The organism is Phycicoccus sp. Soil748 (assembly GCF_001428025.1).
GTDB lineage: Bacteria > Actinomycetota > Actinomycetes > Actinomycetales > Dermatophilaceae > Pedococcus.
On record NZ_LMSC01000011.1, the window covers coordinates 3,671 to 5,061 of the forward strand.

1 rRNA gene is annotated in these 1,391 nt (G+C 58.2%); it reads right to left on the reverse strand.

What is annotated here, in order from left to right:
- Positions 1-234 precede the first annotated feature (234 nt).
- Positions 235-1,391: ribosomal RNA gene (locus ASG70_RS16220) — 16S ribosomal RNA — on the reverse strand; the annotation flags it as partial.

Genomic DNA, 1,391 nt, shown 5'->3' on the forward strand with positions numbered 1-1,391 from the left:
GATCAAGCTGCAAGCAGCCCGAGCCTTCAGGACCCAACAACGTGTCAGACGCCTCCACCCCCTCGACCGCGTTCCACTGCCAGGTCCGAGGACCTGACTTGTACTTGCGACACGAGCTGGTGTCAGCGCCAAATAATCGATGTTCCACCCTTGAGCACNCCGCTGCCGAACATTCGCCGGCAGTTTCGGGCTCTGCGCCACCAAGCTTGCGCCTGGCGACGAGATGCTCCTTAGAAAGGAGGTGATCCAGCCGCACCTTCCGGTACGGCTACCTTGTTACGACTTAGTCCCAATCGCCAGTCCCACCTTCGACGGCTCCCCCTCTTGCGAGTTGGGCCACCGGCTTCGGGTGTTACCGACTTTCGTGACTTGACGGGCGGTGTGTACAAGGCCCGGGAACGTATTCACCGCAGCGTTGCTGATCTGCGATTACTAGCGACTCCGACTTCATGGGGTCGAGTTGCAGACCCCAATCCGAACTGAGACCGGTTTTTTGGGATTCGCTCCACCTCGCGGTATCGCAGCCCTTTGTACCGGCCATTGTAGCATGCGTGAAGCCCAAGACATAAGGGGCATGATGATTTGACGTCATCCCCACCTTCCTCCGAGTTGACCCCGGCAGTCTCCTATGAGTCCCCACCATCACGTGCTGGCAACATAGAACGAGGGTTGCGCTCGTTGCGGGACTTAACCCAACATCTCACGACACGANGTAAGGTTCTTCGCGTTGCATCGAATTAATCCGCATGCTCCGCCGCTTGTGCGGGCCCCCGTCAATTCCTTTGAGTTTTAGCCTTGCGGCCGTACTCCCCAGGCGGGGAACTTAATGCGTTAGCTGCGGCACGGATCTCGTGGAATGAGACCCACACCTAGTTCCCAACGTTTACGGCATGGACTACCAGGGTATCTAATCCTGTTCGCTCCCCATGCTTTCGCTTCTCAGCGTCAGTAGTGGCCCAGAGACCTGCCTTCGCCATCGGTGTTCCTCCTGATATCTGCGCATTTCACCGCTACACCAGGAATTCCAGTCTCCCCTACCACACTCTAGTCTGCCCGTACCCACCGCAAGTTCGAGGTTGAGCCTCGAATTTTCACGGCAGACGCGACAAACCGCCTACAAGCTCTTTACGCCCAATAATTCCGGACAACGCTCGCACCCTACGTATTACCGCGGCTGCTGGCACGTAGTTAGCCGGTGCTTCTTCTGCAGGTACCGTCACTTGCGCTTCTTCCCTGCTGAAAGAGGTTTACAACCCGAAGGCCGTCATCCCTCACGCGGCGTCGCTGCATCAGGCTTTCGCCCATTGTGCAATATTCCCCACTGCTGCCTCCCGTAGGAGTCTGGGCCGTGTCTCAGTCCCAGTGTGGCCGGTCGCCCTCTCAGGCCGGCT